10 protein-coding genes are annotated in these 11,332 nt (G+C 72.2%); 9 read left to right on the forward strand and 1 reads right to left on the reverse strand.

Translation table 11 applies throughout. The annotated features are described in order from the left end of the window. Positions 1 to 101 precede the first annotated feature (101 nt). The 5 genes from AB0A94_RS04555 to gatB all read left to right on the forward strand — a co-directional run bounded on the left by AB0A94_RS04555 (position 102) and on the right by gatB (position 6,351). A complete protein-coding gene (locus AB0A94_RS04555; protein ID WP_361738764.1) occupies positions 102 to 2,429 on the forward strand; it encodes a bifunctional diguanylate cyclase/phosphodiesterase in 2,328 nt (775 codons plus the stop codon). Positions 2,430 to 2,785: 356 nt separating this feature from the next. Next, the gene (gene gatC, locus AB0A94_RS04560) at positions 2,786 to 3,082 is read left to right on the forward strand and encodes an Asp-tRNA(Asn)/Glu-tRNA(Gln) amidotransferase subunit GatC (protein ID WP_006130840.1); all 297 of its coding nucleotides are present in this window, start codon (positions 2,786 to 2,788) and stop codon (positions 3,080 to 3,082) included. 6 nt (positions 3,083 to 3,088) lie between these two features. After that, complete coding sequence (gene gatA / locus AB0A94_RS04565) at positions 3,089 to 4,585, forward strand: Asp-tRNA(Asn)/Glu-tRNA(Gln) amidotransferase subunit GatA (RefSeq protein ID WP_361738767.1); 1,497 nt, start codon at positions 3,089 to 3,091, stop codon at positions 4,583 to 4,585. Then, positions 4,582 to 4,821, forward strand: coding sequence for a hypothetical protein (locus tag AB0A94_RS04570; protein WP_361738770.1), 240 nt, complete (start codon positions 4,582 to 4,584; stop codon positions 4,819 to 4,821). The genes gatA and AB0A94_RS04570 overlap by 4 nt, the downstream gene beginning before the upstream one ends. A gap of 15 nt (positions 4,822 to 4,836) precedes the next feature. Further along, positions 4,837 to 6,351, forward strand: coding sequence for an Asp-tRNA(Asn)/Glu-tRNA(Gln) amidotransferase subunit GatB (gene gatB, locus AB0A94_RS04575; RefSeq protein WP_361738773.1), 1,515 nt, complete (start codon positions 4,837 to 4,839; stop codon positions 6,349 to 6,351). A gap of 74 nt (positions 6,352 to 6,425) precedes the next feature. Here gatB and AB0A94_RS04580 read toward each other — a convergent pair whose 3' ends face one another. Next, positions 6,426 to 7,229 carry a methyltransferase domain-containing protein gene (locus tag AB0A94_RS04580; RefSeq protein WP_361738775.1) on the reverse strand — a complete coding sequence of 268 codons (804 nt, stop codon included), beginning with the start codon at positions 7,227 to 7,229 and terminating at the stop codon, positions 6,426 to 6,428. Positions 7,230 to 7,416: 187 nt separating this feature from the next. On the opposite strand from AB0A94_RS04580, the gene AB0A94_RS04585 reads away from it, so the two are divergent. The 4 genes from AB0A94_RS04585 (at position 7,417) to AB0A94_RS04600 (ending at position 11,332) form a co-directional block, all read left to right on the forward strand. Then, positions 7,417 to 7,719 carry a hypothetical protein gene (locus tag AB0A94_RS04585; protein ID WP_361738778.1) on the forward strand — a complete coding sequence of 101 codons (303 nt, stop codon included), beginning with the start codon at positions 7,417 to 7,419 and terminating at the stop codon, positions 7,717 to 7,719. Positions 7,720 to 7,966: 247 nt separating this feature from the next. Then, positions 7,967 to 10,219: an MMPL family transporter gene (locus AB0A94_RS04590; protein ID WP_361738781.1), complete on the forward strand. Its 2,253-nt coding sequence runs from the start codon at positions 7,967 to 7,969 to the stop codon at positions 10,217 to 10,219. Then, positions 10,197 to 10,754, forward strand: coding sequence for a GNAT family protein (locus AB0A94_RS04595; RefSeq protein ID WP_361738783.1), 558 nt, complete (start codon positions 10,197 to 10,199; stop codon positions 10,752 to 10,754). Before AB0A94_RS04590 ends, AB0A94_RS04595 begins: the two co-directional genes overlap by 23 nt. A gap of 35 nt (positions 10,755 to 10,789) precedes the next feature. Further along, complete coding sequence (locus tag AB0A94_RS04600; RefSeq protein WP_361738786.1) at positions 10,790 to 11,332, forward strand: hypothetical protein; 543 nt, start codon at positions 10,790 to 10,792, stop codon at positions 11,330 to 11,332.

Genomic DNA, 11,332 nt, shown 5'->3' on the forward strand with positions numbered 1-11,332 from the left:
GTGAGGGGTCCGGGGTAAGGGCTTTCCACCGCGGAGCCGCTGAGGGTCGTCGGGCATCGGGCCGCGTGGCGTGGGCACCGCCGGCTGGGAGAGGGACGGGAATGGAACCGACCGAGAGCGCCGCCCCGGGCTCACGGCTGCGTCTGCGCCGCATGGCGGTCGCATGGCTGCGCGGCCGTGAGGACGGGCGGCCCGCGGGGCGACCGGGCGCAATGGGGCGCACCGGGGCGCGTACCGCGGACACGCGCGGGGCGGACGTGCGTGGTGCGGACGTGCGTGGTGCGGATGCGCGCGGGGCGGACGTGCGTGGTGCCGGGCAGTCGGTTACCGGACACGGCCACGGACACGGTCCCGGGCTGGCCGAGTTGTCCGAGTCGGACGCGGAACGGCACCCGTCCTGGCCCGCGTTGCCCACGGCGGTCGTCGCCGCCGCCGGTTTCGTGCTGGGCGTCGGCTTCCTGCGGGCGTTCACCGGAGGTCACGCGCTCTTCCCGTCCGGCACCGTCGGCTGGTCCCTGGCCGTGCTGACCGGAATCATCGTCGGTCATCTGGTGATGCTGGGCCGCTCCCGCTGGTGGGGAGGCACCGGCTCGGGCGCCGCCCTCACCCTTGCCGTGCTGCTGCTCTACGGCTGGGTCGCGGCCGGGATGATCAGCCTCACCGTCGTCGTGCTCGTCGGCGTGGCCCGGCGGGGCCGCTGGCGGCAGGGCGTGCTGCACGGCGCGGTGGACCTGCTCGGCATCGGCGCCGGGGCGCTGGTGCTGGCCGCGTTCGGCTGGGTGCCGTCCGTCGAGTCGCCGTCGACTCCGGACACCTGGACGCCGTACACCGCGCCGGGAGTGGTGCTGGTCGCCGTCACGTACCTCGTGGTCACGCGCACGCTGCTCTGGTATCTGCACACCCCGCGCGCGGGGCTGCCGACCGTGGCCCGGACCGCTCTGGTCCGGCAGGGGCTCGTCGCGGTCGCCCTGCTCGGTATAGCGCCCCTGGTGTGCGTGGTCGCGGTCGCCAAGCCGGTGCTGCTGCCGCTCTTCTCCATTCCGCTGATCGCCCTCGACTCCACCCTGTGGATAGCCCGCGCGCGGGCCGAGGAGCAGCTGCGCGATCCGCTGACCGGACTGCCCAACCGGCAGTGGCTGCTGGAACGCATCTGGACTGCGCTGGACGACGCCGAGCGGATCGGTGCCCGTGCCGCGCTCATGCTGATCGACCTGGACCGGTTCCGGTCGGTCAACGACACCCTCGGGCATCTCGCCGGTGACCGGCTGCTGCTGCAGATAGCCGACCGGCTCAGACTCGCCCTGCCGCGCGGGGCGGAGGCCGCGCGGCTCGGCGGTGACGAGTTCGCCGTCTTACTGCCCGTCGCCGACTCCACGACGTCCGCGACCCGCGTCGCCCGCGGCCTCGTCGCCGCCCTCAGCTCCCCGCTCGACCTCGACGGGCTCACCCTCGTCCTGGAGGCGAGTGCGGGAGTCGCCGTCTTTCCCGACCACGCGGACGACGCGGAGGGGCTGCTGCGGCGGGCGGACGTGGCGATGTACCAGGCCAAGCGGGACCGTACGGGGGTCGAGGCGTACGAGTCCAAGCGGGACTCCAACACTCCCGACCGGCTGGGGCTGCTGGGGGACCTGCGGCGGGCGCTGGACGCCCGGGAGGTCGAGCTGCACTACCAGCCCAAGGTCCGCTTCGACGGGCAGGTCGCGGGGCTCGAGGCGCTGGTGCGGTGGGTGCATCCGGAGCGGGGGAAGGTGCCGCCGGACGAGTTCATAGCGATCGCTGAGTCGTCCGGGCTGATGCCGCACCTCACCGAGTACGTGCTGGAGACCGCGCTGGGGCAGGTCGCCAAGTGGCGGGCCCAGGGGCTGTTCGTGCCGGTCGCGGTCAACGTCTCCCCGCGCGACGTCCACACCGCCGGCTTCGCCGGCTCCGTCGCGGCCCGGCTGGCCCGGCACGGCGTCCCGGCGGGAGCCCTCCAGCTGGAGATCACCGAGCACGTCCTCCTGGAGGACCCGCAGCGCGCCGCCGACACCCTGAACGCCCTGACCGGGCACGGCGTGAAGATGTCCCTGGACGACTTCGGTACGGGGTACTCGTCGTTGGTGCATCTGCGGCGGCTGCCGGTCAGTGAGCTGAAGATCGACCGGTCGTTCGTGGCCCGGCTGGCCGTGGACGCCGAGGACGCGGAGATCGTGCGGTGCACCGTCGATCTGGCGCATTCGCTGGGGCTGCTCGTCGTCGCGGAGGGGGTGGAGGACGACGAGACGTGGGAGCGGCTGCGCGACCTTCGCTGCGACGCGGTCCAGGGCTGGCTGGTCGCCGCGGCGATGCCGCCCGAGGAGACGACGGCCTGGCTCCTCGCCCGCGGCTCCCGCGGTTGGCAGCGGCCGGCCGCCGTGCTCCCGGCGGCGACGACCACGGTCGACGAATAGCCCGCGCCGGGTGGGTGGGCCGGTGCCGTGTGCGGCGTAACCGCGGGCGGTCGTGCCTCCCCCCGCTCGAGCGAAGCCGAGAGTGGGGGAGAAGCCGAGAGCGGGGGAGGCACCCCGCCGGCGCCGGGCCGCGCGAACATCCCCGGCCCGCACCGACGCAAGGCACCCCGTAAGGCACCGGGCCGCGAAGCCCCCGTTCGGCGGCAACGAGGGGCGCCCCCGCCCTTCCGCCGCAGGCGGGGAAACGCCGCACGGCGTCCGACAGGGCGGGCCCGCGGGAAGGGTTTCACGGGCACGGGCCCCCGCCCCATAGGATTGGCCCCAAAACACACACACTCACCCCAGAGGATCGCTGCATGCCTGGCATCACGCGCGAGGAGGTCGCCCACCTCGCCCGGCTGGCGCGTCTGGAGCTGAAGCCCGAAGAGCTCGACCACTTCGCAGGCCAGCTCGACGACATCATCGGCGCGGTCGCCCGCGTCAGCGAGGTCGCCGACCAAGACGTACCGCCGACCTCGCACCCGCTCCCGCTGACGAACGTCATGCGCGCGGACGAGGTCCGTCCCTCGCTCACCCCCGAGCAGGCGCTCTCCGGCGCCCCGGCCCAGGAGCAGCAGCGTTTCAAGGTGCCGCAGATCCTGGGGGAGGAGTAACCCGCCATGAGCGATCACATCATCAGGCTCACCGCCGCCGAGACCGCCGAGAAGATCGCCTCCGGTGAGCTCACGGCCGTGGAGGTCACCGAGGCGCACCTGGCCCGGATCGAGGCCGTCGACGAGAAGGTGCACGCCTTCCTGTACGTCGACCGTGAAGGCGCCCTGGCGCAGGCGCGCGCCGTCGACGAGAAGCGGGCCCGGGGCGAGAAGCTCGGGCCGCTGGCCGGCGTTCCGCTCGCGCTCAAGGACATCTTCACCACCGAGGGCATCCCGACCACCGTCGGTTCCAAGATCCTCGAGGGCTGGATCCCGCCGTACGACGCGACGCTCACCAAGCGGCTGAAGGCCGCCGACGTCGTCATCCTCGGCAAGACCAACATGGACGAGTTCGCCATGGGGTCCAGCACCGAGAACAGCGCCTACGGGCCGACCGGCAACCCGTGGGACCTCACCAGGATCCCGGGAGGGTCCGGCGGTGGTTCGTCCGCCGCGCTCGCCTCCTTCCAGGCGCCCCTCGCCATCGGCACCGACACCGGCGGTTCCATCCGCCAGCCGGCCGCCGTCACCGGCACCGTCGGCGTGAAGCCGACGTACGGCGCCGTGTCCCGGTACGGCATGGTCGCCTTCTCGTCCTCGCTCGACCAGGGCGGGCCCTGCGCCCGTACGGTCCTGGACGCCGCCCTGCTGCACGAGGTGATCGCCGGGCACGACCCGATGGACTCCACCTCCATCGACGCCCCGGTCCCGCCGGTCGTCGAGGCCGCCCGCAACGGCAGCGTCGCCGGCATGCGCGTCGGCGTCGTCAAGCAGTTCCGCGGCGAGGGGTACCAGGCCGGTGTCGTCCAGCGGTTCGACGAGTCCGTCGAGCTGCTGAAGGAGCTGGGCGCCGAGGTCGTCGAGCTGGACTGCCCGTCCTTCGACCTGGCGCTCTCCGCGTACTACCTGATCGCGCCCTCCGAGTGCTCCTCCAACCTCGCCCGCTTCGACGGCCTGCGCTACGGCCTGCGGACCGGTGACGACGGCTCGCACTCCGCCGAGGAGGTCACCTCGCTGACCCGTGAGGCCGGCTTCGGCGACGAGGTCAAGCGCCGCATCATGCTCGGCACGTACGCGCTCAGCTCCGGCTACTACGACGCGTACTACGGCAGCGCCCAGAAGGTCCGCACCCTGATCAAGCAGGAGTTCGAGCGGGCGTTCGAGCAGGTCGACGTGATCGTCTCCCCGACGACCCCGACCACCGCCTTCCCGATCGGCGAGCGCGCCGACGACCCGATGGCGATGTACCTCGCCGACCTGTGCACCATCCCCACCAACCTGGCGGGCAACGCGGCCATGTCGCTGCCCTGCGGCCTCGCCCCCGAGGACAACCTGCCGGTGGGACTGCAGATCATCGCCCCCGCCATGAAGGACGACCGGCTCTACAAGGTCGGCGCCGCCGTCGAGGCCGCCTTCGTGGAAAAGTGGGGCCACCCGCTGATCGAGGAGGCACCGTCGCTGTGAGCGCACTGTCCAAGGCCAAGGGCTTCAAGAGCTCCAAGTCCGGTCTGTACGTCTCCATGGCCACCTCGGCGTTCGGCGCCGTCGGTGTGTACAAGCAGATCAAGAAGGCGCGTGGCGAGAGCGACACGCTGCGGCTGCTCGACGCCGTCGTCACCGGTGCCGCGGTCGTCACCAACCTCGCCATCCTCTACCGCGAGCTGAAGCGCCTCGGCGACGACGACGTCCTGCTGGGCTGAGAGGGAAGTTTCACCGTGACCACCACGACTGACCTGGTGTCGTACGAGGACGCGCTGGCGTCGTACGACCCCGTCATGGGCCTCGAGGTCCATGTCGAACTCGGCACCCGGACCAAGATGTTCTGCGGCTGTTCGACGGCGCTGGGCGCCGACCCGAACACCCAGACCTGCCCCGTCTGCCTCGGCATGCCCGGCGCGCTCCCGGTCGTCAACGCGACCGGCGTCGAGTCGGCGATCAAGATCGGTCTCGCGCTGAACTGCGAGATCGCCGAGTGGTGCCGCTTCGCCCGGAAGAACTACTTCTATCCGGACATGCCGAAGAACTTCCAGACCTCCCAGTACGACGAGCCGATCGCCTTCGACGGCTACCTCGACGTGCAGCTGGAGGACGGCGAGACCTTCCGCGTCCTGATCGAGCGCGCCCACATGGAGGAGGACACCGGCAAGTCGACGCACGTCGGCGGTGCCACCGGCCGTATCCACGGCGCGTCCCACTCCCTGCTGGACTACAACCGCGCCGGCATCCCGCTGATCGAGATCGTCACCAAGCCGATCGAGGGAGCGGGCGAGCGCGCCCCCGAGGTCGCGCGGGCGTACGTCCGTGAGCTGCGCGAGCTCATCCGGGCGCTCGGCGTGTCCGAGGCCCGCATGGAGATGGGCCAGATGCGCTGCGACGTGAACCTGTCGCTGCGCCCCCACGGCACCGAGAAGTTCGGCACCCGCAGCGAGACCAAGAACGTGAACTCGCTGCGGTCCGTGGAGCGCGCGGCCCGGTTCGAGATCCAGCGGCACGCCGCCGTGCTGAGCGGCGGCGGGACGATCATCCAGGAGACCCGGCACTTCCACGAGGACACGGGGTCCACGACCTCGGGCCGCGTGAAGGAGGAGGCCGAGGACTACCGGTACTTCCCGGAGCCCGACCTGGTGCCGGTCGCCCCGTCCCGCGAGTGGGTCGAGGAGATCCGCGCCGCCCTGCCCGAGCTGCCGCTGGTGCGCCGCAACCGGCTCCGCGAGGAGTGGGGCGTCTCCGGCACCGACATGCAGGCCATCCTCAACGCCGGTGCGCTGGACCCGATCGTCGCCACGATCGACGCCGGTGCCGACGCGGCCTCCGCCCGCAAGTGGTGGATGGGCGAGCTGGCCCGCGCCGCCAACGAGTCCGGCAAGGGGCTCGACGAGCTGGCGATCACCCCGGAGCAGGTCGCCCGGGTGGCCGAGCTGGTCGTCAAGGGCGACCTGAACGACAAGCTGGCCCGCCAGGTCATCGAGGGCGTCCTCGCCGGTGAGGGCACCCCGGACGAGGTGGTCGACAAGCGCGGTCTGAAGGTCGTCTCCGACGAGGGTGCCCTGGGCACCGCCGTCGACGAGGCCATCGCCGGCAACCCGGGCATCGCGGACAAGATCCGCGGTGGCAAGGTGGCCGCGGCCGGCGCCCTGGTCGGCGCGGTCATGAAGGCCACGCGCGGGCAGGCGGACGCGGCCCGTGTGAAGGAGCTGATCCTTCAGAAGCTGGGCGTCGACGAGGGCTGATCCCCGAAGACGGAGGGAGGGGGCGCATCGGGTTCGATGCGCCCCCTCCCTCATGCGGTCATGCCGTCACGCGGTCAGGGACGGCGGCCCACCACGCGTGCGAAGCCCAGCGTGCGGCCCCGGTCCGCGCGCAGCATCCGCGCGCTCTCCCGGCTCATCCGCACGTGGAACTCCTCCGCGCTCTCCTCGGCGACGACGTCGCACCAGAGCAGCCACTCCCGCCAGCCGTCCTCCAGCCAGTCGGCCGTCTCGACCTCCACGGCCCCGCTGCGGGTCCAGTGGCGGCGCCACCAGGCGGGGCTGTGGAAGCACCAGAACGCGGGGTCCCAGAAGGGCTTCAGGTGCTCCGGCGGTTCGGTGCCCTCGATCTCCTCGGGCAGCGCGGGAACGACGACCCCGATCCGCCCGCCGGGCTTCAGCAGCCGGGTCAGCGTCGGCAGGTAGAGGTCGTCGGTGCCGAAGTACTGGTACGCGTCGACGGAGACGATCGCGTCGAAGCTCTCCTCCCCGAAGGGCAGGTCGTGCGCCTCGGCGAGGACCGGGAACACCCGGTCGGCGACGCCCGCCTCGGCGATGCGGCGCGCGTTGTCGTCCGGCTTGATCCACAGGTCGGCCGCGGTGACCTGGACGTCGTACTCCCTGGCCAGGAAGACCGACGTCATGGCGCGTCCGCAGCCCAGGTCGAGCACGCGTGCGCCGGGGCGCAGGGTGTCGAGGCCGAGGGCCGGGGCGAGCCACTCCAGCAGCCACAGCGCGTGCGGGCCCATCCCGTTCTCGATGGTCCAGCGGGCGTCGTAGGCGCTGCTGCGGGGGTACCGGGGCAGGGTGAGGCGGCTAGCGAGGTCGTCGTGCGGGGTGTTCGATGTGATGTCCGACATCGGTGAACGGGCTCCTTGGGGCCGTGAAGAGGGAAAGGGTCGCGTCGGAGATCGGGCGGACAGACATCAAAGCACCTGCTTCGGCCGGCGGCGGACTGCCGCGGAACGTCGGACCGACGGACGCTAGCAGCCGGACCCGCACCCCCGCATCCGGGTTTCCGGGCCATGGGTACTACGCTCGCGCGCCATGAGTGGACGTTCCGATTCCGAACCGCTCCCGGACGCTCACACCGAAGACGCCTCGCGGGAGGCGCGCCGGGCCCGCTGGGCCGCGGCGGGCGCCGGTGCCGTACTCGCGCCGGCCGGGGCGGCCGCCGCCCTCCTCCGCCTCACCGGCCCCGCCCCGGTCCTCGTCCCGGTCGCGTACGCCTGCGGGGCCGCCGTCTGTGCCCTGGCCGCGGTGCTGGGTTCCCGGGGGCGGACCCGCAGGGCGCTGTGGCTGCTGGTCGCGGGGCTCATGGTCATGGCGCTGGGGGACCAGTTCGACTGAGCGGTCGGCGGTCGGCGGTCGGCGGTCGGCGGTCGGCGGTCAGAGGTCAGAGGCCAGAGGCCAGAGGTCAGCGGCCCGTGGTCAGTTGTTCAAGAAATGTGAATTAGTACACGAAGCCGACAAGTGATCACTCCTGCCTGCAACAGTGGTCAGTGCATTGCTCATGCGTTCTTTGCGGGATGTTCGGTCCATTTTCGGCTGTTCCCGGTCAAAGATCCACACCTCAGTCACTCCGGGAGCACGTCTCGTGGCAGCCCTCGCACGCTGGTGTGTCCAACGCCGTCTGATCACCGTTCTGCTCTGGCTCCTCGCCCTCGGCGGGGTCTCCGCCGGCGCCTTCGCCGCCGGCTCCGCCTACTCGAACGACTACGAGGTGCCCGGCACCGAGTCCGGGCGGGCCGCCCAGCTGCTGGCGGAGGGCTTCCCGGACCTCGGCGGCGACAGCGACAACGTGGTCTGGCACACCTCGTCCGGCACCGTCCGGGACCCCGGCGTCGAGCAGGCCATGACCCGCACCCTGGACCGGATCGGGGACCTGCCCGGCGTGACCGCCGTGAGCGGTCCGTACGACGAGCAGGGCGCCGGCCGGATCAGCGCGGACGGCCGTACCGCCTACGCCACGGTCACCTTCGACGACCAGGCCAAGGACATCGACGCGGGCGAGGCCGCCGCCGTGGTGGAGACGGCCAAGACCGCCGAGACCGACGGACTCCGGGTCGAGCTGAGCGGCAGCGCCGTCGAGCTCGGCGAGTCCCCCGGCGGCGACCAGCACACCGCCGAGATCGTCGGCGTGCTGGTCGCCGCCGTCGTCCTGTTCCTCGCCTTCGGCTCGCTCGCCGCCTCGCTGCTGCCCATCGCCACCGCCCTGGTCGGCGTCGGCACCGCCTACGCCGGGATCGTGCTCCTCGGGCACGCCATGACCGTCGCCGACTTCGCCCCCATGCTCGGCATGCTCATCGGGCTCGGCGTCGGCATCGACTACGCGCTGTTCATCGTGACCCGGCACCGGCGCGGACTGAAGCGCGGCCTCACCGTCACCGAGGCCGCCACCCACGCCGTCGCCACCACCGGACGGGCGGTCGTCTTCGCGGGCGCCACCGTGTGCATCGCCCTGCTGGGCATGCTGATCCTCCGGCTGAACTTCCTCAACGGCGTCGCCGTAGCGGCCTCGCTCACCGTCGTCCTGACCGTCGCCGCCTCCGTCACCCTGCTGCCCGCCCTGCTGTCGTTCATCGGCATGCGCGCGCTCAGCCGCCGCGAACGGCGCCGGCTGGCGGAGCACGGGCCCGAGCCGGAGCTGCCGACCGGGTTCGCCGCCCGCTGGTCGGCGTTGGTGGAGCGCCACCCCAAGCTGCTCGGCGCGGTCGCGATCGTCGTCATGGCCGTCCTCGCGCTGCCCACCCTCTCGCTGCACCTGGGCACCTCCGACCAGGGCAACGACCCCAGGACGTCCACCACCCGCCAGGCCTACGACCTCCTCGCCGACGGCTTCGGCCCCGGTGTGAACGGCCCCCTCACCCTCGTCACCGAGGTCGACGGCGCCGAGGACCGGCTCGCCCTGGACAACCTCGGCACCACCCTGCGCGCCACCGACGGTGTGGCGTCGGCGTCGCCGGTGACCTACGGACAGGGCGGCGACACCGCCCACCTCACCGTCGTACCGGAGTCCTCCCCGCAGTCGAAGCGGACCAGCGACCTGGTCGACCGGCTGCGCGACGACGTGCTGCCGCGCGCCGAGTCGGGCACCTCGCTCGACGTGCAGGTCGGCGGCGTGACGGCCGGGTACGACGACTTCGCCGACGTCATCGTCGCCAAGCTGCCGCTCTTCGTCGGTGTCGTGATCGGCCTGGGCTGTCTGCTGCTCCTGCTCGCCTTCCGCTCCATAGGCATCCCGCTCAAGGCCGCCGCGATGAACGTGGCCGCCGTCGCCGCCGCCTTCGGCGTCGTCGTCGCGATCTTCCAGTGGGGCTGGGGCAGCGAACTGCTCGGCCTCGGCAGCGCGGGCCCCATCGAGCCCTTCCTGCCCGTGATCATGGTGTCGGTCCTCTTCGGGCTCTCCATGGACTACCAGGTCTTCCTGGTCAGCCGGATGTACGAGGAGTGGCTGGAGACCGGCGACAACCGGCGTGCCGTCCGCGTCGGCCTCGCCGAGACCAGCCGGGTGATCAACTCCGCCGCCGTGATCATGATCTCGGTCTTCCTCGCCTTCGTCCTCACCGGTGACCGCGTGATCGCCATGTTCGGCATCGCGCTCGCCGCGGCCGTCGCCCTCGACGCCTTCGTCCTGCGCACCCTGCTCGTCCCCGCCCTCATGCACCTCCTCGGCGGCGCCAACTGGTGGCTGCCGCGCCGGCTGGACCGGATCCTGCCGCGGATCAGCATCGAGCCGCCCGAGGCCCGGGCCGCTCATGAGAGGCTGGCCGCCGCCACGGACGCCGAGGTGGCGGACGTGCTGGCCGAGGAGGAGCAGCAGCGGGATGTACGCGATACGACTGGGTGACGACGGAGCCGAACTGCGCCCGCTGGAGCCCTGGCACGCCGAGGAGTTCCTGGCCCATCTGGACCGGGGCCGGGAGTTCATCAACCAGTACATTCCCTTCGGCTCCAAGGCCACGGACGTGGCCGGCGCCCGGGAGGTGCTGCAGCGTTACGCCGACTGGCGCGCCGCCGACACGGCCTCGCTGCACGGGCTGTGGCTGGACGGCACGCTCGTGGGCGGGGTGCTCACCCTGAACTTCGACGCCGGGAACGGCACCTGCGAGGTGGGCTGCTGGCTGGAGCCCGCCGCCACCGGGCGCGGGCTCGTCACCCGCGCGATGCGGGTGCTCATCGACTGGGCGGTCGAGCAGCGCGGCATCCACCGGGTCGAATGGGTCGCGGCGGCCGGCAACGGGCCGAGCATCGACGTCGCCCGCCGGCTCGGCATGACCCGGGACGGCGTCCGCCGCGAGGCCCACCTCCACCACGGGGTACGCCACGACCTGGAGGTCTGGTCCGTCCTGGCCCCGGAGTGGCGCGCGCACGACGATCATTAAGCGGACTCTCAGACAGCGTCCGTACGGTGCGGGGCATGGGAACCAGGACAGTGGACGAGACCGGAGCCGACACCGAGCGCGACGAGACGGCGGTGGACGCCACCGAGTCCACCGATGTCGACGTCACGGAGACGGAACCGGAAGCAGCGCAGGACGCGCCCGAGAGCGAGGACCGGGCCCCGTCCGGTGTCGGACAGGGCGCCGCCGCGGTCGTCTCGGCGGCCCTCGGCCTCGTCTCGCTCACCGGCAGCTGGCTGGGCACGGTGGCCGCCGCGCGGGAGACCCTCGTGGGCCAGCTGGAGACGGCCGCGGACGCCGGCGTCGCCACCCAGGTCAAGGAGGTCTACGGCGACGCCTGGCACACCAGCGCGCTGTGGGGCGGCCTGTTCGCGCTGACCGCGCTGATCGTGGGCGTGGTGGTGCTGGCGAGGCCCGCGTTCGGGACGCCCGGCCGGACGGTACAGGCGCCCTGGATCAAGTCGGTCGCCTGGGCGGGCGTGTCGCTCGGCGTCATCGGGCTGCTGCTGGCGGTCCTCAAGTACACCGACGTGCTCCTGGGCCTGCCGGCGGCCGGTTGA

Source organism: Streptomyces sp. NPDC044984 (assembly GCF_040646935.1).
Lineage (GTDB): Bacteria > Actinomycetota > Actinomycetes > Streptomycetales > Streptomycetaceae > Streptomyces.